This is a genomic window from Candidatus Reidiella endopervernicosa (assembly GCF_013343005.1).
Classification (GTDB): Bacteria; Pseudomonadota; Gammaproteobacteria.
Window position 1 is genome coordinate 3,397,220 of the sequence record NZ_CP054491.1, and the last position, 22,300, is coordinate 3,419,519.

Annotated in this window: 25 protein-coding genes; 14 read left to right on the forward strand and 11 right to left on the reverse strand. The window is 55.6% G+C overall.

What is annotated here, in order from left to right; translation table 11 throughout:
* Positions 1 to 62 precede the first annotated feature (62 nt).
* Positions 63 to 1,289, reverse strand: coding sequence for a multidrug effflux MFS transporter (locus tag HUE57_RS18420; protein ID WP_236725734.1), 1,227 nt, complete (start codon positions 1,287 to 1,289; stop codon positions 63 to 65).
* A gap of 13 nt (positions 1,290 to 1,302) precedes the next feature.
* Entirely contained in the window at positions 1,303 to 1,899 is a 597-nt protein-coding gene (locus HUE57_RS18425) for an anthranilate synthase component II (protein WP_078484419.1), read from the reverse strand.
* 256 nt (positions 1,900 to 2,155) lie between these two features.
* Here HUE57_RS18425 and tdh point away from each other — a divergent pair, with 256 nt between their 5' ends.
* From tdh to HUE57_RS18440, 3 genes are all read left to right on the forward strand, one after another.
* Positions 2,156 to 3,193 (forward strand): L-threonine 3-dehydrogenase, encoded by a 1,038-nt coding sequence (gene tdh, locus HUE57_RS18430; RefSeq protein WP_078484420.1) that lies wholly within the window; start codon positions 2,156 to 2,158, stop codon positions 3,191 to 3,193.
* A 96-nt stretch (positions 3,194 to 3,289) separates the two neighbouring features.
* A complete protein-coding gene (gene kbl, locus HUE57_RS18435; protein WP_078484421.1) occupies positions 3,290 to 4,483 on the forward strand; it encodes a glycine C-acetyltransferase in 1,194 nt (397 codons plus the stop codon).
* 36 nt (positions 4,484 to 4,519) lie between these two features.
* On the forward strand, positions 4,520 to 5,380 hold the full coding sequence (locus HUE57_RS18440; RefSeq protein ID WP_174673671.1) for an NnrS family protein: 861 nt from the start codon (positions 4,520 to 4,522) through the stop codon (positions 5,378 to 5,380).
* Positions 5,381 to 5,403: 23 nt separating this feature from the next.
* Here HUE57_RS18440 and HUE57_RS18445 read toward each other — a convergent pair whose 3' ends face one another.
* Positions 5,404 to 5,598, reverse strand: coding sequence for a hypothetical protein (locus HUE57_RS18445; RefSeq protein WP_174672761.1), 195 nt, complete (start codon positions 5,596 to 5,598; stop codon positions 5,404 to 5,406).
* A gap of 40 nt (positions 5,599 to 5,638) precedes the next feature.
* Between HUE57_RS18445 and HUE57_RS18450 the strand changes: the two genes are divergently transcribed.
* Positions 5,639 to 5,989 carry an NnrS family protein gene (locus HUE57_RS18450; RefSeq protein ID WP_272902049.1) on the forward strand — a complete coding sequence of 117 codons (351 nt, stop codon included), beginning with the start codon at positions 5,639 to 5,641 and terminating at the stop codon, positions 5,987 to 5,989.
* A gap of 380 nt (positions 5,990 to 6,369) precedes the next feature.
* On the opposite strand, the gene HUE57_RS18455 is transcribed toward HUE57_RS18450, so the two are convergent.
* The 5 genes from HUE57_RS18455 to rpe form a co-directional block, all read right to left on the reverse strand.
* Positions 6,370 to 7,539 carry a diguanylate cyclase domain-containing protein gene (locus HUE57_RS18455; RefSeq protein ID WP_135622354.1) on the reverse strand — a complete coding sequence of 390 codons (1,170 nt, stop codon included), beginning with the start codon at positions 7,537 to 7,539 and terminating at the stop codon, positions 6,370 to 6,372.
* Between the two features lie 349 nt (positions 7,540 to 7,888).
* On the reverse strand, positions 7,889 to 8,083 hold the full coding sequence (locus HUE57_RS18460) for a DUF1059 domain-containing protein (protein WP_078484424.1): 195 nt from the start codon (positions 8,081 to 8,083) through the stop codon (positions 7,889 to 7,891).
* A 721-nt stretch (positions 8,084 to 8,804) separates the two neighbouring features.
* Entirely contained in the window at positions 8,805 to 10,292 is a 1,488-nt protein-coding gene (trpE, locus tag HUE57_RS18465; RefSeq protein ID WP_078484425.1) for an anthranilate synthase component I, read from the reverse strand.
* A 124-nt stretch (positions 10,293 to 10,416) separates the two neighbouring features.
* Positions 10,417 to 11,100 (reverse strand): phosphoglycolate phosphatase, encoded by a 684-nt coding sequence (locus HUE57_RS18470; protein WP_078484426.1) that lies wholly within the window; start codon positions 11,098 to 11,100, stop codon positions 10,417 to 10,419.
* 110 nt (positions 11,101 to 11,210) lie between these two features.
* Positions 11,211 to 11,903, reverse strand: coding sequence for a ribulose-phosphate 3-epimerase (rpe, locus tag HUE57_RS18475; RefSeq protein WP_078484427.1), 693 nt, complete (start codon positions 11,901 to 11,903; stop codon positions 11,211 to 11,213).
* Between the two features lie 227 nt (positions 11,904 to 12,130).
* Between rpe and HUE57_RS18480 the strand changes: the two genes are divergently transcribed.
* The 10 genes from HUE57_RS18480 to HUE57_RS18520 all read left to right on the forward strand — a co-directional run bounded on the left by HUE57_RS18480 (position 12,131) and on the right by HUE57_RS18520 (position 20,397).
* On the forward strand, positions 12,131 to 13,060 hold the full coding sequence (locus HUE57_RS18480) for an alpha/beta fold hydrolase (protein ID WP_078484429.1): 930 nt from the start codon (positions 12,131 to 12,133) through the stop codon (positions 13,058 to 13,060).
* A 4-nt stretch (positions 13,061 to 13,064) separates the two neighbouring features.
* The gene (locus HUE57_RS18485; RefSeq protein ID WP_236725735.1) at positions 13,065 to 13,544 is read left to right on the forward strand and encodes a CopD family protein; all 480 of its coding nucleotides are present in this window, start codon (positions 13,065 to 13,067) and stop codon (positions 13,542 to 13,544) included.
* A 166-nt stretch (positions 13,545 to 13,710) separates the two neighbouring features.
* The gene (locus HUE57_RS18490) at positions 13,711 to 14,619 is read left to right on the forward strand and encodes an ABC transporter substrate binding protein (protein WP_172840337.1); all 909 of its coding nucleotides are present in this window, start codon (positions 13,711 to 13,713) and stop codon (positions 14,617 to 14,619) included.
* A gap of 12 nt (positions 14,620 to 14,631) precedes the next feature.
* On the forward strand, positions 14,632 to 15,030 hold the full coding sequence (locus HUE57_RS18495) for a hypothetical protein (protein ID WP_174673672.1): 399 nt from the start codon (positions 14,632 to 14,634) through the stop codon (positions 15,028 to 15,030).
* Complete coding sequence (locus tag HUE57_RS18500; protein ID WP_174673673.1) at positions 14,919 to 16,550, forward strand: sensor histidine kinase; 1,632 nt, start codon at positions 14,919 to 14,921, stop codon at positions 16,548 to 16,550. The genes HUE57_RS18495 and HUE57_RS18500 overlap by 112 nt, the downstream gene beginning before the upstream one ends.
* A gap of 130 nt (positions 16,551 to 16,680) precedes the next feature.
* The gene (locus tag HUE57_RS18505) at positions 16,681 to 17,520 is read left to right on the forward strand and encodes a TonB-dependent receptor (protein WP_174673674.1); all 840 of its coding nucleotides are present in this window, start codon (positions 16,681 to 16,683) and stop codon (positions 17,518 to 17,520) included.
* The gene (locus HUE57_RS18510) at positions 17,427 to 18,716 is read left to right on the forward strand and encodes a TonB-dependent receptor plug domain-containing protein (protein ID WP_236860738.1); all 1,290 of its coding nucleotides are present in this window, start codon (positions 17,427 to 17,429) and stop codon (positions 18,714 to 18,716) included. Before HUE57_RS18505 ends, HUE57_RS18510 begins: the two co-directional genes overlap by 94 nt.
* Positions 18,717 to 18,878: 162 nt before the next feature.
* The gene (locus tag HUE57_RS18515; protein WP_174673676.1) at positions 18,879 to 19,553 is read left to right on the forward strand and encodes a citrate synthase family protein; all 675 of its coding nucleotides are present in this window, start codon (positions 18,879 to 18,881) and stop codon (positions 19,551 to 19,553) included.
* Complete coding sequence (locus HUE57_RS19820; RefSeq protein WP_272901997.1) at positions 19,537 to 19,662, forward strand: hypothetical protein; 126 nt, start codon at positions 19,537 to 19,539, stop codon at positions 19,660 to 19,662. Before HUE57_RS18515 ends, HUE57_RS19820 begins: the two co-directional genes overlap by 17 nt.
* Positions 19,663 to 19,956: 294 nt before the next feature.
* Positions 19,957 to 20,397 (forward strand): hypothetical protein, encoded by a 441-nt coding sequence (locus tag HUE57_RS18520; protein ID WP_174673677.1) that lies wholly within the window; start codon positions 19,957 to 19,959, stop codon positions 20,395 to 20,397.
* Between the two features lie 10 nt (positions 20,398 to 20,407).
* On the opposite strand, the gene HUE57_RS19420 is transcribed toward HUE57_RS18520, so the two are convergent.
* The 3 genes from HUE57_RS19420 to HUE57_RS19430 form a co-directional block, all read right to left on the reverse strand.
* Positions 20,408 to 21,193, reverse strand: a complete 786-nt coding sequence (locus HUE57_RS19420) for a thiamine pyrophosphate-dependent enzyme (RefSeq protein WP_236860643.1) — start codon at positions 21,191 to 21,193, stop codon at positions 20,408 to 20,410.
* Between the two features lie 41 nt (positions 21,194 to 21,234).
* A complete protein-coding gene (locus HUE57_RS19425; RefSeq protein ID WP_236860644.1) occupies positions 21,235 to 21,441 on the reverse strand; it encodes a hypothetical protein in 207 nt (68 codons plus the stop codon).
* A gap of 152 nt (positions 21,442 to 21,593) precedes the next feature.
* Positions 21,594 to 22,178 (reverse strand): thiamine pyrophosphate-binding protein, encoded by a 585-nt coding sequence (locus HUE57_RS19430; RefSeq protein WP_236860645.1) that lies wholly within the window; start codon positions 22,176 to 22,178, stop codon positions 21,594 to 21,596.
* Positions 22,179 to 22,300 lie beyond the last annotated feature (122 nt).

The window sequence follows — 22,300 nt, forward strand, 5'->3', positions numbered from 1 at the left end:
ATGGTTATCTAATAGTTATGTTTGGGAATAGCCGAACATTCTGTCGCCCTACAGCAGAGGGGTCAAGAAACGTCCTCTTCGACTGGGGCTTCCGTGAAGCTCTCAACCGCTAGCCAGATCAGTGTCGCCACCACACACTGCAGCAGCATCGCCATCGCAAGCGAGGTGAGCGCATGGGCAAACAGCGGCACCAGCGCACCGGCCACCAGCGCACCGTAACTCATCTGCAGGAAACCCTGCATCGCCGAGGCCATACCACGATTTTTCGGAAAGCAGTCGAGCCCCATCACAGTAAGGATCGGGATCACCAGCGCCACACCAAAGGTGTAGAGGGTCAGTGGTGCAATGACCGTAAGGGGGGTCGTCTCCAGCCAGAGCGACTGAGCAACATTCAGCAGCCCCGCCACCACCATGATCAAAAAACCAGCGGCCAACATCCATTCCGGTGCGATACGCCCCGCCATGCGTCGTGACAGCATCGAACCGACCGCCATACCCGAGACCAGCGGGATGAAGAGCAGCCAGAAATCGTTACTCTTCAATCCGAGATGTTCAAAAATCACCACCGGCGCACCCGCCACATAGAGAAAGAAGCCACCAAACATCAGTGAAAACGCAATCGTCAGCCCCATGAAACGCGGTGATACAAAAGCGTTGAGGTAGAGGCGCCCAACCTTCAGTGGATGGATCGAGTGGCGTTTATCGCGCGGCAGCGTTTCACGGATGCCGAGATAGAACAGCAGCGTCACCAGCGCACCGAGCAGAGCAAGAAAGAGAAAGACTGAACGCCAGCCAAGCCAACTCTGCAGCAGACCACCCACCAGGGGGGCAACAGCCGGAGCGATGGCAAACAACATCATCACCATCGCCATCACCCGGTGTGCCTCATGGCCGTGGTAGAGATCACGCACCATCGCACGCCCCACCACCAGACCGGCACTGGCCGAGAGCCCCTGCAGGATGCGCATCACAATCAGCTGATCGATGTCGACCACCAGCGCCGCTCCGACTGAACTGGCAACGTAGACCAGCAGCGCCAGCAGCACCACACCACGGCGACCAAAACCATCAGAGAGCGGTCCATATATAAGTGTCGAAACAGCGAAGGCGAGCAGATAGAGGCTCAGCGTCTGCTGCAGTTGCAGATCGCTGGCGCCAAACTCACTGGCGATACTGGGGAAAGAGGGTAGATAGGTATCGATGGTAAACGGTGCCAGCATCGCCAGCATCGCCACCACAAAGGAGAGAGGCAGCGCCAACCGGGGCGCAGCAGTCGAAGGGGGAGTCACGGAGGCGAGGTCGCTAGCTGCGACTACCGCCCTGCATCTCAAGGAAGTTCTTCAACAGATCGTGACCATGCTGAGTAAGGATCGACTCAGGATGGAACTGTACCCCCTCGATATTGAGGCTCTTGTGCTGTACGCCCATGATCTCATCTATCTCACCATCAGCCGTCTTGGTCCAGGCGGTCAGCTCCAGACAATCAGGCATCGTTTCGCGCTCTATCACCAGCGAGTGGTAACGAGTCGCCTCATAGGGATTGCTCAACCCCTTGAAGACACCTTGATCGTTGTGATGAACCATTGAGGTCTTGCCGTGCATGATCTGCTTGGCGTGGATGATCTTGCCACCGAACGCCTGTCCAATCGATTGATGGCCGAGACAGACACCGAGAATCGGCAGCTTGCCCGCAAAGTGATCGATTGCCGCCAGCGAGACACCTGCCTCGTTGGGTGTGCAGGGCCCCGGGGATATCACGATCCGCTCCGGCGCCAGCGTCTCGATCTCATCAACCGTGATCTGGTCGTTACGGTGCACCACAACCTCCGCACCCAGCTCACCAAAATACTGCACCAGGTTGTAGGTAAAAGAGTCGTAGTTATCGATCATCAACAACATATCAGTACTATCCTGTCTGCCCGAGTCTGAATCGGGGTCCAAATAAACGAGCGGGTAAGCGATTCACCCTTTGGCCACGCAGTATATCAACTTCTCTGCAAAGCTCTTATGTCCGATTCGGGACCGACTACCACCTTTGCTCCGTGATGGCTTCGGCCAAACCCACACACAACGCATGGCAGGTGCTATTCTGGCCCGCTAAACCCGAAACGTTCAAGATCAACAGATCACCGACATAGAGTGCGTTATGAAGAGAATGAAGGCGTTAGTTAAGCGGCATGCCAAAGAGGGACTCTGGCTCGAAGAGGTGCCACTCCCCGAGGTCGGCGGCAACGATGTGCTGGTAAAGATCGAGAAAACCGCCATCTGCGGCACCGACGTGCATATCTACAACTGGGACGAGTGGGCACAGAAGACCATTCCGGTGCCGATGACCATCGGCCATGAGTTTGCCGGCACCATCGTTGAGATGGGCGCCAACGTCACCGGTCTGAGTATTGGTGATGTCGTCTCTGGCGAGGGGCACATTGTCTGTGAGCGCTGTCGTAACTGCCTGGCGGGCCGTCGCCACCTCTGCCCCAACACCATCGGTGTCGGCGTTAATCGTGACGGCTGCTTTGCCGAGTACCTCTCGATCCCGGCCAAGAACGTCTTCCGCCCCAACATCGAGATTCCCACCGATGTGCTCGCCTGCTTCGACCCCTACGGCAACGCGGTACACACCGCCCTCTCCTTCAACATGGTCGGTGAGGATGTATTGATCACCGGAGCGGGCCCCATCGGCATCATGGCGGCGATGGTGGCGGCCCACTCCGGCGCTCGTAATATTGTCATCACCGATCTGAATGAGTACCGACTCGATCTGGCGAAGAAGATCGTGCCCAAGGCGATCACCATCAATGTTAAAAAAGAAGAGATCACCAAGGAGCTGATGCGCAGCCTCGGCATACTGGAGGGCTTTGATGTGGGGCTGGAGATGTCGGGCTCACCGCAGGCCTTTAACGTCATGCTCGGCAACATGATTAACGGCGGCCACATCGCCATGCTTGGCATCATGCCCGATGGCACCGGCATCGACTGGACCAAGGTGGTCTTCGAAGGACTGCACATCAAGGGCATCTACGGTCGCGAGATCTTCGAGACCTGGTACAAGGGTGTGATGATGGTGCAGAGCGGCCTGCCGCTGGAGAAGATCATCACCCACCACTTCCACTACAGTGAATTCCAGAAGGGCTTCGATGTGATGCGCTCGGGAGATTCCGGCAAGGTGATTCTGGATTGGAGTGAGCGCTAGCAGAGCGTACCTTCCGACAACACTCGCGGCGTGATCGCCGCCGCTACGGGTACAAACCCTCTGTTGTCCGTATGAATTAGATATCGAGGATTTGTTATGAGTTTTAAAAGCGCCAAAGAGAGCCTGCAAAAAGAGCTACAGGAGATCAAAGATTCGGGGCTATGGAAGACCGAACGGGTTATCGCCTCGGAGCAGAAAAACGACATCACCCTCGCTGACGGCAGCGAGGTGATCAACATGTGCGCCAACAACTACCTCGGGCTGGCCAACAACCCGGAGGTGATCGAGGCGGCGAAGGCGAGCTACGACCAGTGGGGCTTTGGCCTCTCGTCGGTACGTTTTATCTGCGGCACCCAGTCGATTCATAAAACACTCGAACAGAAGGTCTCCGAGTTTCTCGGCATGGAGGAGACAATCCTCTACGCCGCCTGTTTCGATGCCAACACCGGCCTGTTTGAGACCATCCTCACCAAGGAGGATGCGATTATCTCCGATGAGCTTAACCACGCCTCGATCATCGATGGCGTGCGTCTCTGTAAGGCGGCCCGCTACCGTTACAAAAATAACGACATGGCCGATCTGGAAGAGAAACTCAAAGAGGCCAGGGCAGGTGGCGCACGTCGTATCCTGATCACCACCGATGGCGTCTTCTCCATGGACGGCACCATCGCCCGGCTCGACAAGATCTGCGATCTGGCCGACCAGTACGACGCCATGGTGCATCACGACGACTGCCACGCGGTCGGTTTTATGGGCAAGACTGGACGCGGTGTACACGAACACTGCGGCGTGATGGATCGTGTCGACATCATCACCGGCACCTTCGGTAAGGCACTCGGCGGTGCCTCGGGTGGATACACCTCGGGACGTAAAGAGATTATCGATATGCTGCGCCAGCGCTCACGCCCCTACCTCTTCTCCAATACCGTTGCTCCTGCCATCTGCGCCGCCTCACTCAAGGTACTGGAGATGCTCTCGGCCTCTACCGAACTACGTGACCGACTCGAAGAGAACACAAAATATTTCCGTGAGGGCATGAGAGCCGCAGGCTTTGCCATCGCCGATGGCGAACACCCGATCGTGCCAGTAATGCTGGGTGATGCGAATCTGGCTCAGGAGATGTCGAAGAGACTTCTCGAGCGGGGCATTTATGCCATCGGCTTCTTCTTCCCGGTGGTGCCTAAGGGCAAGGCACGCATTCGCACCCAGATCTCTGCGGCACACACCAGAGCGGATCTGGACAAGGCGATTGCGGCCTTTGCCGCCACCCATGCTGAGCTAAATGGATGAACTCGATACAGCTCGTACAGAATCCGCTCAACTTCATTGAGTAACAATCACGCCAAAGCGGCAACACCGCCACTACTAAGCCTGGCCTTCAGGCCCCTCTTTCTCGGTGGCACCCTTTTCGCTGTGGTGGCCATCGCCTGGTGGGTCTACTTCTGGCTCACCCCCTTCAACTGGCAACCCTACGGTGGTCTATTCTGGTGGCACGGCCACGAAATGCTGTTTGGCTTTGGTGCCGCTATCGTCGGCGGGTTCCTGCTCACCGCCGTTGCCAATTGGACAGGCATTACAGCACTTCAGGGCAAACGATTACTCGTCCTGATCAGCGCATGGCTGACAACACGCCTACTGATCGCCTTTGGTGGCAGCCTGCCGGCTGGCATCATCATCACCGCCGACCTGCTCTATCCACTACTGCTCACCATCGCAATGGCCTACCCCATTATTAAGGTCAAACAGTGGCGCAATCTGATATTCATACCTCTGCTTCTGACACTCACACTTCTCAATGGAGTCACACACTGGGCGGTAACAGTGGGCGAGACAGCACTGGCCATGCAGACACTGCACGCCGCCATTTTATGGTTTGTCTTGATCATCGCTTTCCTTGGGGGGCGCGTCATACCCGCCTTCACCACCACTAACTGTCGTAAGGCCCAGCCCATTCGTTGGCTTGAGATCACCAGTATTACCACAATCATCCTGACGCTGATTATGGCCTGGTTCGGCTTTGCCTCACTTCCTGCGTGGTTGCTGTTTGTGATCGCAACTATCGGGGCGCTGTCTAACGGTGGACGAGCACTGCGCTGGGGAATCCAACACTGCTGGCACGAACCACTACTCTGGTCTCTCCACCTCGCCTACGCTGACCGCCATGGAGAGCGAAGTGAGGGCGGTTAGTCCCGATAGTCGACGCCGTCTGCCTATTCGTAGTTGAGAGCGCGAGCGAACGACGGAGAAGATGCAGCAGCGGCTTTATGTCGGCGTAGAGTCACTGAGGGAGTTGTGTAGAGCCGCGAAGAGGTGATTACGCAACGTACGCAGGAGGTCGGGCGCCGCAGGCATAAACGGTCGCGTGAAGTTTTTGCTGTTTGCTTGGGCTTGGATGCCCAAAACAAACTTTCGCAAAAATAGCGACTCCCCGGCCTCTTTATCCCTCTGGGTTTTCTCCTTCTCGCGCTCTTTAGCATCGGCCTGATTGAGAACCCCAGCACTGCACTCCACAGCTTCACGGTCGGCGCGATGGGGGGAATGATTCTGGCAATGATCTCCCGCATCACATTAGGTCATACTGGTCGCCCGCTTAAGCCGCCCCGCATCATTACTCTGGCCTATATCTCAATTCTGCTTAGCGCTGCAGTGCGGGTACTCCTCCCCGCCGTAGCACCCTCCTACAGCAACTGGAGTATTACCCTGGCTGGCGGACTTTGGGTATTGGCCTACGCCATCTACCTCACCACCTATGCACACATGTTAATCACACCCGACATAGAGGACACACCGGAGTGATCAACAACCACTCTTGTCCTATATCAACACTCCACCCTTGAACCGGTGTTAGTATCGCTCCCCTTAAACACAAACGTATGAGGTTTCAAAATGGGTTGTTGTGGAAGCTGTGGCGGCGAAGAGAGCGCGCCAACCAAAGAGCAGGATCAAGAGCAGAACAATGCAACAGATACAAACAAAGAGAAGGATCAAACTCAGGAGCAGAAGTAGACTGTAAGTCTGCTTTAGCTGTAATGGTAGAAACACAAACCTGCAGTAAATGATCTAAGCGAAAGGGGCCATTTGGCCCCTTTTCTGATTCTGCGTGTTTTACTGGCAACCTCTAAGAACTATAGAAGATTCATGAATCTCCTCAACCAGCTGATCAGTACGCCAACAAATTAAGTGCTCTGAAAGAGGCTCCAACAATTTCTTCCCTTTTTCTTCGACTCATACATAGCAGTATCTGCATTCGAAATTAGTGTTTCCGGAGTCTCTCCGTGTTCGGGGTGAAGTGAGACACCGATACTTACACCAATTTCAACACTAATCCCTTTGAGTAGAACAGGCTTTTTGAACGCCTGTAGAATTCTCTCAGCGATTCTACCAATATCATCCTGATTCTCAGCTTTCTCCATTAATACAATAAACTCATCACCGCTTAATCTGGCCAGAGTATCCGTTTCACGTAGCTGGCCTTGAATGGTGTCACAGACAGAGAGCAGTGCCAGGTCACCCGTTGCATGACCATAGGTATCGTTGATCGACTTAAATCGGTCCACATCAACAAACATCAGAGCAATAGTGTTTCCACTCCGTTTCGAGTTCAACAACGACTGTTCCAACCGGTCGAGCAACAGGGCGCGGTTTGGTAGGCGAGTCAGAGTATCGTGTGTTGCGTGGTAGATATCGATCTCGGTTCGTTGCCGAATGACTCTCATCACAATCAACGCGATTGCCACACCGATCATTAACGCCGCGATCCCCACAATCAAGATGAGGCGACGCATCGACTCCATGTCTTCGATAGCCCAATTTTGTGCCTCTCGTACCTTGGCATTCTGGTAGACATCGAAATCGTCAACAACGCGCAATACATTTGCCTGCGCAGGTACGGCTGCCACATTTAGAAGCGAACTGGCCTCCTTGATGTAACCCTCATTAATCAGATCAAGGATCTTATTCTGAATAGGAATAGCCACCCGCGATTTTTTTCCCTGCTCTGTGAGCAGCCCCGATTCGATCTCGGAAATTGGCATATCAAGAATTGCATTACGCGCACGAATAAAGTCGATGGCCTTCTGATTGTATTTCATCCACGCATCGTCACGATCAAAAGGATCACTGATATGAATCAGTCGAAATAGAATCAGCGTGCGACTACGCGCAGCGGTTCGCATCTGCTTTGATAACGCTACCTTGGTCATATGGTCATCAACGACTTTATCGAGCTGATGACGTGTTTTGTCCATCGAGGCCAGACTCGCAGCCATCAAACCAATCATCAGCATCAGCATGGTGCCAAAACCGATGAGCAGTAGTGTTGTATAGCTCTTGTTATATGTTCTCAACGCTCAATCCAGACCAAGAAAATCCATTTTTTCCACATGTCATAAAACTCTGAACTCGAGTAGAAGAGGCAACCAGAGAAGACCATATCCTGCATGCCCAACATCCAATCATATAGAGATTATCACGCACTACCACTGCCCTGAGATATCTCTATTTATCACTACATTCGATGTGGCCTTGAGAACTTAGATATTGGGTGTGTATGTGCGGGTAAGGGAAAAGGGTAAAACCGTGCGGACTGCATCTATCATTTACTGATTTCTTTCTTAGCAGCTGCCGGGGCCAGTGCATAGATCACTCAAAATGAGATAACCCGCGACCAGCCCCGGCCTTCTCTTTGATCTGCTCCTAGGGTGGTGCAGATCCCTCTTTGAACATCTTGGTCATCTCTGCTCTGAACTCAGGTGAGTCCTCGTAACCGTGTACTCGGGTACCGTGTTGAATGGCTGCATCAAGGAGCTCCTCCTTACTATCAGCGGAGAGCGCTACTGAGCAGTTTTTGTCACTGGGATAGTCTCGACAATCGATGTAATAGCGTGCCATGACATCCTCCTTGTCTTCGTTTGATGGGACAGTTGATGGGGTTATTTAGCCGTGAATCGGCTAGATAACGTCTACGCCGACACAAAACATAGTACTTTTATCAGGATTTTCCATCGTCGTGCGAAACAAGCTCTACCACCAACCATTAACACAAACTATATCAACCAATTACATGAAATCGAGAGATCGACTTCATCACTCACATTATCCTCATATAAGCCACCGCCAGCTCTTATTAAAGAACTAAGGGACCCCATCAGGGTCTCAATGAGTAGACCCTGAGGCCATGGGCTTGGTCTGTGACAACGACAGGAGGCGAACAATTCTATGGTTACGCGAGCAATGATTGATAGGAGGGCCAGTGACCGGCGTGAGTTAGACCTTCCCTTCGGTTCGCCCGAATGGGTTGAGCATGTTATTGAGAACTATCTGGCATGACCAAGGAGTGATCGCCGCCTCAACTGCAGGCGCTTAAGTGAGAGGCGTCATCTGGGCGCGCACAAACCTCATATCACGGCAGAGCCATCTTCATCTAAGGACTCCGATACCCGCTTGAACTCAGCAGAGAGATCTTTTTTTAGCCTGCTGTTCAGTGCAACAAATGATGAGAGTCACGAATAACGGCGCTCTCGTCGAGTCGCAATTTCCCGTCATCACTACCGGTCAATGCGTATCGTAATGCAGAGGATGTATGGGTCGTGCACAACGACCCAGCACACTGCTAACGGTGCTGAGCGTTATCCAGCCCTTTAGCGGCCATCTCTGCAGCACGGAACACGGCGCGGCTCTTGTTCATCGTCTCGTCCCACTCATTGCGCGGCACTGAATCGTAGACGATACCGGCTCCCGCCTGCATGTAGAGGGTACGGTTCTGGATCACGGCGGTGCGGATCGCGATGGCAGTGTCCATGTTGCCGTGCCAGCCGAGATAGCCGACCGAACCGGCATAGACACCACGTTTTACCGGCTCCAGCTCGTCGATGATCTCCATTGCACGCACCTTGGCGGCACCCGATACAGTTCCGGCTGGGAAGGTGGCACGCAGGGCATCCATCGCACTCATCCCCTTCTTCAGATCACCCTCAACGTTGGAGACGATGTGCATCACGTGAGAGTAGCGCTCGATCACCATCTCCTCGGTCAGCTCTACACTACCGGTCTCAGCGATTCGGCCAACATCATTACGCCCTAGATCGATCAACATCAGGTGCTCAGCCAGCTCCTTGGGATCGGCAAGCAGCTCCTTCTCTAGCGCTCGATCCTCCGCCTCATCCTTGCCGCGTGGACGGGTGCCAGCAATTGGTCGCACAGTGACCTTGTCGTCCTCATAGCGGGTAAGAATCTCAGGGGAGGAGCCGACGATATGAAACGACTCGAGATTGAGGAAGTACATGTATGGCGAGGGGTTGAGACTGCGCAGCGAGCGGTAGAGGTCGAGCGGTGGTGCCTCGTAGGGTATCGAGAGTCGCTGCGAAAGCACCACCTGCATGATGTCACCATCAGTAATGTACTGCTTCGATTTGGCAACCGCCTCTTCGAATCCCTGCTGAGTAAAGCCAGAGACGAAATCATCTTCACTCACCTTACGACTCTGCACGTGGGGTGCCCGCTTTAGAGGCTCATCGAGTAGACGCACCAGCTGGCTAAGACGTGTCTCACCCTTCTGCAGCGCAGCCGCATCACTCGGATCGGCGTGGACCACCACAAAAAGTTTGCCGCTGAGGTTATCAAATACCACCACCTCATCGGAGAGCATCAACAGAATATCGGGATTGCCGAGCTGATCCTCATTGGGGCTTTCGCCCAGACGCGGCTCGATATAACGCACCGTGTCGTAACCAAAGTAGCCGACCAGACCGCCAGTAAACTTCGGCAGACCGTCAACCTCTGGCACCTTGTAACGCGCCTGAAACTGCTCGATAAAGGCGAGTGGATCCTCTTCCGTGCTCTGCTCAAGCACCACGTGATCACAGCTAACGGTTACCTCATGCCCCTTAACGGAGAGCACCGTACGTGCGGGCAATCCGATAATGGAGTAACGCCCCCACTTCTCACCGCCCTGCACCGACTCTAATAGATAGGTATAGGGCGCATCGGCCAGTTTGAGATAGGTGGAGAGCGGGGTATCGAGGTCAGCCAGCACCTCGCGCATCAGTGGGATACGGTTATAGCCTTCGGCTGCGAGTGCATTGAACTGTTGTTGATTCATCTGTCATCACCTGGAGTTATTCTTTAATAAACGAAGCATGAAAAAAGGGGGTAGTGTTAGCTACACCATCGCTCCGCTATTCGTTCTCCGTTCATCTTCCTGCTCCAGGTAATGATCTTTGGGCTTAGGCTGCCAGACTTCCCAACAACCCTTCAAGTTCGGCCATCGAGTCGATCACCGCATCGGGATTCGAGTCACGAATATCGACGCCGTGGTTATATCCATAACTCATGCAGATAATCTGGAAGCCCGCTGCGCGTGCCGCCTTCACATCACTGACCGAATCACCCAGCATGGTCGCATTGGCCGGTTCAACGCCAAAGAACTCCGCTGCATGCAGCAGTGGCAGTGGATCGGGTTTCTTCTTCGCCAGCGTATCGCCACAGATGATGATCTCAAACTCGTCGTGAATACCGAGATCCTTCAGTAGCGGCAGGGTGAACTGACTCGCCTTGTTGGTGACACAGCCGAGCTTGAAGCCAGCCGCCTTGAGGTACGCGAGACCTTCCGTCACACCCGGATAGAGCATACTGCGCTTGGAGGTATTCTCAGCGTAGAGATCGAGGAAGACCGGATAGGCCTTCTCGAACAGCGCATCATCGGGCTCGCCATCGAGCTGACCGATCAGGGCACGACGGGTAAGACGCTCAACACCGTTACCGACCCAGTCTCGCACCTTCGTCTCACCGTGTACCGGCATATCGAGCTGTTTCATCATCTCGTCGACGCAATAGGCGAGATCGGGAACGCTGTCGACCAGTGTGCCATCGACATCAATGAGGATCATTTCAGGTTTTTTTACAGACATAAATTCTTTAACCGAAAAGGACGCCAAGTCTCACAAAGCTAACCAGAGCTGGTTTTACTTTGCGCCCCTTAGCGTCCTTCGCGGTATCTCTATAGATTGATTTAACGCGATTAACTACCGACCTTAGCCAGCTCGTCACGGAACTCCTTAACAATGGTGTCGTAGCCGTTTGCATCAGACGCCTGACCATTGCCAAAGATACCGGAACCGGCGACGAAGGTGTCGGCACCCGCCTCGGCGATCTCACGAATGTTAGAAGCCTTCACGCCACCGTCGATCTCAAGGCGGATATCGAAGCCCGACTCATCGATCATCTTGCGTGCAGCGCGCAGCTTATCCATGGTCGCAGGGATGAAGCTCTGACCACCAAAACCGGGGTTGACCGACATCAGCAGGATCATGTCGACCTTGTCCATCACGTAGTCGAGGTGCGACAGTGGAGTAGCAGGATTGAATACCAGACCTGACTTACAACCAAGCTCACGGATCAGACCGAGGCTACGATCGATATGCTCAGAGGCCTCAGGGTGGAAAGTGATGTAGGTGGCACCCGCCTTGGCAAAATCGGGGATGATGCGATCAACCGGCTTGACCATCATGTGAACATCGATATCAGCGGTAACACCATGGCTACGCAATGCATCACAGACCAGCGGTCCGATGGTCAGGTTAGGCACGTAGTGGTTGTCCATTACATCGAAGTGGACGATGTCGGTGCCCGACGCCAGTACGTTGTCGACCTCTTCGCCAAGACGAGCAAAATCAGCGGAGAGGATGGAGGGGGCAATCTGAAAATCGGCCATGGGTTTCGCCTCTTATTTAATCGGTATAGAAACACCCGCCATATGGCGGTATGGAAAAAATCGAACGGCAGACTCTACCCGATTGAGACCAATTTTTCAGCTATTGAGCTCGCACCCCCTATAAACCACTTCTATACAATGGTTATAACTCTGCTCCAGCTTATAGGCCCTCTGCCGATAGCTACCTTATACTCACGCTATGCCAGCAACCGGGATGCTGATAAATAATGCGCCGTAAAATCATTGCCCTACTGCTACTGATCACCCCTGTGACCGGCTTCAGCGCAGAGACGCCTGCTGCCGCGGCCGAGCCTCCTTCCTTTGAGACCGATAGCGCCAAGGAGCAGCGCTGGGCAGAGCAGATCAAAGAATCACTGTTGGATGGTGAAGCGGTGGAGCTGACAGCCGGCTCACAGAAATTCTTCGCGATCTACACTGAGGAGCACCTAGGCGCACAATTAGGCGGTGTGGTTATCCTGCACGGTATGGGTACGCACCCCGACTGGCCGGAGATGATCCAGCCGCTACGCACCACACTGCCCGAACAGGGGTGGAGCACCCTCTCTATTCAGCTCCCTGTACGCCCCAATAACGCAGCACGAAAAGAGTACGCCTCACTCTTTGACGATGCTGGCAACCGCATTGCAGCCGCCATCGCCTTTCTACAATCGAAAGGCATCAAGAACATCAGCCTGATCGGCCACAGTCTCGGTGCGGCAATGGCCGCCGACTACATCGCTCGCAATAAACCCAAGGCGATCAAGGGATTCGTTGGCATCGGCATGGGAGAGAATCGTAAGATTGATCCGCGCTTTGACACCCCGGCCCTACTCGAGCACATCGATATCCCGATTCTCGATATCTACGGCAGCCACGACCAGAAGAACGTACTCCGCTCAGTCACCGCACGTCGTCTGGCCGCACACCGCAATGCACAGGTCCTGAAAAAATCGCGGCGCACCAGCAGCTTCGAACTCTCACCAATCGTTGCCAGCCGCGACGGTAGTCGCAAGAGCGGCATGGTCACCTACCGTCAGATTGAGATCGCCGGGGCCGACCACTTCTTCTCCGGTCTGGAGACACATCTGATCAAGCGCATCCATGGCTGGTTGGAACGTCATACCACCAACAAAAATCGCTACATCACCGTCGAGTAATCAAATGACTACAGAGATCAACACCCTCATGCCGATCATCATCGCCCTGCACATGCTTGCGGCGATCGTCTGGGTTGGCGGCATGTTTTTCGCCCACCAGATACTGCGCCCGATCGCCGCCTCACAACTTGAACCGCCCCAGCGGTTGCGCCTCTGGCTGGGCGTATTCGATCGCTTTTTCCTCTGGGTCTGGGTAGCCGTCGTGCTGGTCGTCACTACCGGTTTCTGGATGATCTTCGGCCTATTCGGTGGCTTGGGTTATGTCGGAGTACACGTTGTCGCCATGCTTGCCATCGGTCTGCTGATGGTGGCGCTCTACGGCTACGTCTACTTTATCCCCTACCCCGAATTGAAGCGCGCCGTCGCTGCGCAGATGTGGCCCGACGGCGCTAAGGCATTGGCCGTCATTCGCGTGATTGTTGGCACCAATCTGATACTGGGCCTGCTCACCAGCGCCATAGCTGCCGGTGGGCGCTACCTATAAGTCCGATACAGGCCCTATCCCCTTTGAACGCTTGCATTTCGCCACCCGCATCCATGATGATGACTGCTAGAATAAAAAGATAAGCGTTCTATTTCGCTTGGCCCAACTAGAGGCCTTGAAATCAGGAGGATAAGTGAAAGAGAGGAGGTCACAGATTAGATACAGCTTGCTTCTGTGTCTGGTACTACTGTTGCCGCTTTCTACCTCCTTTGCGGCCGTACCCACTCGCGTTGCGGTTATCTATCCCGATGTCAGCGCGCCCTACAGCCAGGTCTTCGAGAAGATCATCGAGGGCATCGAACGCCACCCCGGTATCACTGTTGTTGCACACCGGCTCTCCAATGGCGATGCCACACAGCGGGCAGACGATTGGCTCTCCAGCCAGAATGCCACCGCCATTATCGCCCTGGGCCAGCAGAGCCATAAGGTCGCCAGAGATCTCAAACCCGATATCCCTGTCATCGTTGGCGCCACCCTCATCGCCCCCAACGGACTCTCGGGTGTCTCACTGGCCGCCGACCCCGAGGCCTTCTTCTCCCGACTCGGCTCACTTACACCACCCGTACGACGGGTTTTTACCGTCTACAACCGCAAACAGAGTGGCTGGCTGATTGAACGCGCCGCCAAACTGGCACGCAAATACGACATCGAATTGATTAGCAAAGAGGCCGAGAGCAGCCGTGAAGCGGTGCTGCAGTACAACGCCGTGCTTGATATGGTCCGAGATGGTGAGGATGCACTCTGGCTGCCACTCGATCAGGTCGCCCCTGGCAAGACCATTCTCCCCTCGATTCTGAAACAGGCATGGCAGAAACGACTGGTGGTCTTCTCCAGCAACCCCTCGCACACTCGCAAGGGGACGCTGTTTGCCCTCTTTCCTGACCACCGTGGGCTTGGCCTGCGTCTGGCCGAGATCGTTGTCGACTCCATTCGCAATCCCAACCGGGGGCCAGTACTTGAGCCGCTCAAGGCGCTCAAAATTGCCGTCAACATGCGTACCGCCTCACACCTCGGTGTGAACTACAACAGCCGGTTACGTGAGCAGATATCCCTCACCTTCCCTCTACGACGATAGCAGGACTCATCGATGGGCGGGAGTCGCTATTTTGCGAAAGTTTGTTTTGGGCATCCAAGCCCAAGCAAACAGCAAAACTTAACGCGACCGTTTATGCCTTCGGCGCCCCGACCGTCCTGCGTACGTTGCGTAATCACCTCTTCGCGGCTCTACACAACTCCCTCAGTGACTCTACGCCGACATAAAGCCGCTGCTGCATCTTCTTCGTCGTCCGCTCGCGCTCTCAACTACGAATATGCAGACGGCGTCGACTATCGCGGACTAACCGCCTTCGCTTCGCTATCCATGGCGGTCAGCGAATGTTCCGCCTGTTTAGCAAACAAAGCAGCTTCAGAAACCAGCTTTTCATCACCCTCTCTTTCGGACTACTTGCCCTCGCCGCCATCGCCTCCTTTGCCACCGCCTGGGTAAGTAGTGTGCGCACCAGCGAGCTGATGCTGTCACAGGGTCGACAGATCACTCAAAACCTGGCCCAACAATCGGCACTGGCACTGCTCTATGGCAGCCCTGAAAATGCTGAAAGCCCCATCGAGATCGCGCTCGCCTTCCCCGACGTACAACGTGTGATGTTGGTCAGCGGAGATGGAAAGATACTGACCAACCAGGGTCGCAACGCCACCTATTCCATCCCACCGCTCAATATCGCCGCGCTGCCCAACGCGGCACTGTTCGGTGAAGACCAGAACGCCTGGCACTTCGCTGCCCCCGTATTTCTCCAGGGCATCGATGATGGCATGCCCGACTATGCGGCCGAATCTCCTTCACAGGAGTATCTCGGTTATGTCTACATCGGCATGAGCAAGGCGACGTTGAAGAATATTCGTTTCACCATCTTCACCAATAACATTCTTATCGCACTCACCGCTGCACTGGCGCTGATGTTTCTGCTCAACCATATCCTCAAGCGCCTGACCAACCCGCTATTCAACCTCTCCAGCGTAATGCAACAGAAACGCAGCGGTGAGACCAATGTTCGTGCCGCCGAGGAGGGTCCTCGCGAGGTGGTCAACATCGCCACCATCTTCAACGCCATGGTCGACACCCTTGAGGAGCGAGATCGTCAGCTTCGCCAACAGAATGTGGTACTTGAATCGGAGGTCGCACTGCGTACCCGTGATCTCAAGTTCGCCCTCACCGCTGCTGAAGAGGCGAACCAGCATAAATCAGAGTTCCTGGCCAATATCACCCATGAGTTGCGCACCCCTCTGCAGGCAATCATCGGCTACACCGATCTGGCGATTGAGGGTCTGCTTGATGAGGGACTCGATGATATGGGCGAGGATATGCAGCGCGTACAGACCAGCGCCAACCACCTGCTTGGGCTGATTAATGAGGTTCTCGACCTGGCCAAAATCGAGGCGGGACGCATGGAACTCAACCTCGAAATGGTCGATCTTGAGGGCGTATTGATCGAGGCACAGGACACCCTGTTACCGTTGGTACAGCGCAACGGCAACCACCTCACCATCAACCACCCGAGCCCGACATCAACTCTCATCATCGACCGAGCCCGTCTGTTACAGATCCTGCTTAACCTGATGAGTAATGCCGCCAAATTTACCAACATGGGTGAGATCACCGTTTCTGCAGAATTTAACCAGGACCGTTTCGAACTGGCCGTCAGTGACAGCGGCATCGGTATGGATGAGCAGCAACAGGCGCTTATCTTCGACCAGTTTCGACAGGTCGATGGCAGCCTCTCAAGGCGTTTTGAGGGAACCGGTCTGGGACTCTCCATCACCCGTCAACTTTGCCAGTTGATGGGTGGTGATGTTAACGTCAAGAGCAAAGATGGAGAGGGATCCACGTTTACCGTAACAATCCCACTACCAATAAAAAAGGCAGGAAGAGCTGACAAGGAAGCCAGTGTCACGGACGAAGCCACAGCGGCAATCGAACGTAACCCTCAGTCAGCTGCAAGCGGGCAATAATCGTCCGATAAAATTTTGGTTGGCACGCGCCCACCAAAAATAAGCATGCTGGAGACTGTGATGAAACACCTTTCCCTATCCCTAGGTATGGCTGCGACGCTCGCCATATCGACGAGCCAACTCTACGCGGATGAATCGTACGACGAACTGGCTCTGCTCTATGGCGATGAGGAGAGGCGTCACCATCGCCACCGGGTCCGACAAACCACTGCATCTGGCTCCCTCGGTTGCCAGCGTCATCACCGCCGAACAGATCAAGGCGATGGGCGCCACCACCCTCGACCATGTTCTCGAACGTGTCCCAGGGCTGCATGTCGCCTACTCATTCAACCGCCTCAATTCAATCTGGTCGATTCGTGGTATCCATGCTGACACCAATCCGCAGGTGCTGTTCATGGTCAACGGCATGCGCATCACCGATGGTACAACCGGTAGTCGACCACCGAGCTTTTCCATGCCGGTGGAGAATATCGCCCGCGTTGAAGTGGTACGTGGTCCAGGCTCAGCCATCTACGGAGCCGATGCCTTCGCTGGCGTGGTCAACGTCATCACCAAGGGTTACGAGGGATACAACGGCCTGACGCTCGGCGCACGCACCGATACCATCGACAGCCGTGAAACCTGGATCCAGACGGGCAAACAACTCGGTGACTGGAATGCCGCCTTTAGCCTCGAGTGGCAACAGCGCGATGGTGACAGCTCACGGGTTGTCGATGCCGATCTGCAGACCTTTCTCGATACCACCTTCGCCCTGGTCCCACCTGCTTCCAACGCCCCTGGCACACTCGACACCACCTCTGATGTCATCAATACCTCCCTCAACCTCTCCAACGGAGGCCTGAAACTCGGCTTCTGGGGCTGGTTACAGCGTGATTGGTGGTCGGCCCCGGTGTTGCGGGCGCACTCGACAACACGGGGTACACCGAAGTCGACAGCTACGCCTTCGACATCGAATATGGAAAAACTCTAGGCGATAACTTCGAGTACCACGCCCGCTACGCCTTCCAGTATCAGGACCAGTTCACCCACTTCGAACTCTTCCCACCGGGCGCGGCAATGCCAATCGGGGCCGACGGTAACATCGACTTCGCCACGCCAGTCGGCATGGTTAGCTTCCCCGACGGCATCATCGGTAACCCCGGTGGCGAGGAGAGGCGTCATCTGCTCGATCTCGACTTCATCTATACCGGCCTCACTAACCACCGTTTCCGTTTTGGTGTCGGTGCCTCCGACGTTTCAATTGAAACCGATGAGACCAAGAACTTCGGTCCAGGCATTATCGATGGCACCCAGCCGGTGGTCGATGGCACCCTCACCGATGTAACCGACACCGCCTACGTCTTTATGCCCGACACCAATCGTCAGCTCTGGTATCTACTGGCGCAGGATGAGTGGCAGCTAGCCAACGACTGGGCACTCACCGCGGGCGTTCGTTACGACCACTACTCCGACTTTGGCAGCACCACCAATCCACGCCTGGCGCTGGTCTGGGCTACCAGCTACAACCTCACCAGCAAACTGCTCTACGGTCGCGCCTTCCGTGCCCCGGCCTTCAGTGAGACGCAGTACATTAACAACCCCTCGATTCTCGGTAACTCCGATCTCGATCCTGAGACCATCGACACTCTAGAACTCGCCTTCGACTACCGTCCCAGCTTCAACAGCCGCATGGCAATCAACTTCTACGCCTACAACAGCGAGGATCTGATCGACACCGTCGCCGATGTCGGCACCGGCACCAGCACCTACCAGAATACCGAGACGCAGACAGGTCACGGCCTCGAGCTCGAACTCGACTGGCAACCCACCGCACGTGTCTCGCTCGATCTCAACTACGCCTGGCAGCACTCGGAGGATGAAAACGGTGACGAGATCCCCGATGCCCCTGGCCAGCAGATCAGTGCGGCGGCACAGTGGCAGTTTATCGATGCAGCCACCCTGCGCATGCAGACCAACTGGGTAGGGGATCGCCAGCGTAATCCCGCCGATACACGCAGCGACATCGACGACTATCTGCTCACAGATCTCAGTCTGCGCATCGCACCCGCCAGTATGCCATTCGAACTCGCCCTGACCGGCTATAACATCTTCGATGAGGATGCCCGTGAACCGAGCAGCGATGCGCTTGCCACCCCGGTGACTACCCACTCGAAGAGCAGCGAGTGATGGCCGAGCTGCGCCTGCATCTGGATCGTCTGTGAGCCATAGCAGGTCGAACGGCGCGAGGAGAGCTTCGCGCCACGCGCCTCCACGCGCATCTGGCAAGAGAGCCCTTCTGCTGACAACCCGTTTCTCGCCGAATCACAGCGACTGCACGGCTACGACCTGATGGCACTGGTAAGCAAACGACGCTTCTCCGATGTGCTCTACCTACTGTTTCGCGGTGAATTGCCGAGTGCTGAGGAGTCACAACTGCTCGACACCCTGATGGTCGCGATGATCAGCCCCGGCCCCGCCACCCCTGCCACTCAGGCGGCAATGCTCGCGGGCGTCGGAAAAACCGATCCACTGCATATCCTGCCGATCGGTCTGGGTGTATTGGGGAGAGTGGCGGGAGCGGGAGAGATCGAGGCATCGATGCGTTTTCTCAGTCGCAGCCGTCGTAAAGAGCCCTACACACTCGCCGAACAGCTGCTCGCTGAATACCAGCCCGAGCATGAAGGCGATCATCAAATCGCTCCCGGTTTTGGCAGCCATTACGGCGATATCGACCCGATCGCCACAAAACTCAGCGAACATCTGATCGACCTGCCCGGTTGCGGCGAGACACTACACTGGGCAGTGCAGTTTTCCAAAGCACTGCAGCCAGCGAACGAGGGCGTGCTACACACCGGTATCGCTGCGGCGATCTTCGTAGATTTCGGCATCAAACCACGTGCTGGCGGCGGGCTATTTCAACTCCTGCAGGCGCCGGGACTACTGGCCCACGGCCTGGAACAGTCGAACAAACCGCTCACGGCGATGCCCTTTCTTGAGGATGAACACTATGTCTTCGAGGAGTAACGACTCGCACGACTATACCTGGCAACGGGTACATGGCCGTATCTTCAGCCGCAAGGGGCTGGCGTATCGGCGAGGGTGTGATGAGCCACGGCTACTCGATGATGGATGAGCTGGTCGGTCACCACAGCTACATGCAGGTAGTCATGCTCAACGCCACCGGTCGCATGCCGGAACGGCGATTGGCCGAGTGGATCGAAGCGGTCCATATCTGCCTCAGCTGGCCCGATCCGCGTATCTGGTGCAATCAGATCGGCGCACTCACCGCGAGCGCCCGGGGACGTGTGGTCGCCGCCACCACCCTCGGCACACTGGCAGCCGACTCACGCAGCTACGGATCTCTGCCGCTGATTGAGGGGTTGGCTTCATTCAACAGGCACTGCGTAAATACCGTGCTGGACAGAGTGTGGCTGAGATCATCCAGGATGAGTGCGGCCGCCGTGGCAGCAAACCAACCATCACCGGTTACGCGCGCCCCATCGCCCGTGGCGATGAGCGCATTCCACCAATGCAGCGCCTTAGCCAGGAGCTCGGTTTCGAAGTGGGTGAGCACCTCGCACTCGCCTATGAGATTGAGAAACACCTGCAGCAACACCACGGCGAGAGCATGAACATCAACGGCTACGTCTCTGCCTTCCTCTCAGACCACGACTTCACGGCGGAAGAGGCCTACCGCCTCTTCGCCATAGTGGTGATCAGCGGTGTAACCGCCTGTTATGCCGATAGTCGCGATCGTCCCGCCGGCAGTTTTTTCCGCTGCGTTGCGACGACATCGACTATCAGGGCAAGGTCGCCCGCGAACTACCCGAGTAATTCTCAGCGACTGAAGGGACTGCCAGAGACCTGATTCGCCTCATTCAGAGTACGGATCCGCATGCCCATCGGTGACCTCCTCGGCATCGATATGGACATCGAGCAGCGTCGGCCCACCCGCCTTGCAGAGCGCACCAAAATCGATCGCCTGCAGACTCTTCCACCGATGTAATGCTAGGCCCGCGCACCCATTGCTCGCGCCACTGCAGCGTAATCGATCGGTGGCAGCGCAGACCAATCGATTCGGCACCCGCCATCTGCTGACCATGTTTGATCATGCCGAGTGACTGGTCGTTGAGAACTACAAACAGCACACAGAGCTGCGCCTCAGCCGCTACCGTCAGCTCCTGACCACTCATCAGATAACTGCCATCACCGGTAACAGACCACTGGCTTACCGGGTGCGCCAAAGGCGGTGCCAACGGCGGCACCGATCGCCCCCCCATCGCACCAAACTCATCGCCACCCGATAGACATTCTGTTGATGCGGGTGCAGAGTCATCGGTGGTCCAGGCGAAGCTGTTGCCAGTATCGGCAAGATAGCGGGTCTCATCGGGGAGTCGGCGGGTCAGCTCACAGATCAGCCGCTGCGGTTTGATCGGGCTCTCGTCACTACGGTACTTGTCGGGCGCATTGAGTTGAATCTGCCGTGGCACACAGCTTTCGCGCCCCTGTCCACGCCGCTCACCACGCTCCTGCTCCGGGTTCCGTCGGTCACCCGTGCGCCCTGAGATCGATACAGGGGTGCCCTTCATGCACGCGACAATCGCACGCTCTATCAGGGTGGTGAATATCGTCTGGATGTTTCCATAGACATGCAGATGCGCCATCGACGAGCGTGAAAAGTGATCGGTCTGATTATCGATATGGATCAGCTTTTGTTCAGCGAGTGCATCCTGATCCAGCCCGAGGTGCCAAACTCATCGAGGTTGGTACCAATGGCCACAATCCAGTCGACCTCCTCATCAAGCATCGTGTCGCGGGCGCTGGCGTGACCGGCAAAACCAAACACACCACGGTATTGCGGGTGGTGAGTGTCGAGCAGTGCCTTCCCTGCGGGTAGAGAGCAGGATCGCACCGGTCAACTCAGCAAAGATGATGATGTTGTGTATCGCCTCATTGCAGCCCCCGACCAGAAGCACATTTTTCCGCCCACGTTTCAGACAATCACACAACCGCTCCAGTGCGGAGGAGTCGACCAGCTCCGGACGCTTGATCAGATTATGCAGGTCAGAGCCCGGTACCGCCGTCGGCCAGGGACTGGAGAGGATATCGCGTGGAATACTGATATGGGCTGGCCCTGCTCCTGGAAGGCGTTGGTAATGGCCGAGGTAGTTTTGGCTCCAGCTGCTCGGGATGTGACACCAACGTGCTGTAGACCGTGCAGTGGCGGAACATCGCCACCGTATCAACGGCGGTACAGGAGGATTCCTGAAACGCCCCCTTACCGAAGTGGGGTAGTGCCGTCTGCGCAGTAATGACCAACATCGGCACATTATCGGCCAGCGCCGAGGCGACACCAGTAATCAGATTGGTGGCTCCCGGACCGGTGGTTGAACAACAGACACCCAACCTACCCGTCTCGCGGGCGTAACCATCGGCCATGAAGGCAGCCCCACTCTCATGCCGGGCCACCACCGAGCGAACCCCACCCCGACGCTCGCTTCTAGCCAGGGCGTTGTAGAGCGGCTCAATAGCGCCGCCAGGAACACCAAACAGGTAATCAACTTCGAGTTGATCGAGGTAACCGACCAGTAGATCGCCCAGCTCATTGGGACTACTGCCCAACGAAATATCGTTAGCACTATTATTCATACGCCTCTTCCCAGCCTTTATAGTTATTGTTAATGTGGGGATATTGGCTGCGGCGTCCCTTCTGCAATCGCGATCCCAGCTGAAGATAATACCTACTCACGAGCCAATAACACTATTTTTCA